At 65.4% G+C, this 309-nt stretch carries 1 protein-coding gene; it reads left to right on the top strand.

The features are described from left to right. Positions 1-38: 38 nt before the first annotated feature. Positions 39-309 (top strand): histidine phosphatase family protein (locus AC5RWX_RS34555; RefSeq protein WP_494100610.1); only part of this gene is annotated, 271 nt, incomplete at its 3' end.

Below are 309 nucleotides of genomic sequence, written 5' to 3' on the forward strand. Positions count from 1 at the left end.
GCCGGGATTCGGCGAAGGATGCTGGCTAGGCTGTATGGATGGCGACAGTTATTCTCGTGCGGCATGGCCGCACCACGGCGAATGCCACTGGACTGCTGGCCGGTCGGGCTGCCGGTGTCAGCTTGGACCAGATTGGGCGCGAGCAGGCGACTCTGACCGGAGAGCGGCTCGCGGTAGTGCCGGTGGTGGGGGTGGTATCGAGCCCTCTCGAGCGTTGCCAGCAGACCGCCCAGTTCATCCTCGATCGCCAGGCTGGCACTCCCTACGCACCGCTGGAACCCGATCTTACCGAGTGCGATTACGGCCAGT

The sequence above is a fragment of the Arthrobacter sp. SPT-J7 genome (assembly GCF_059089965.1).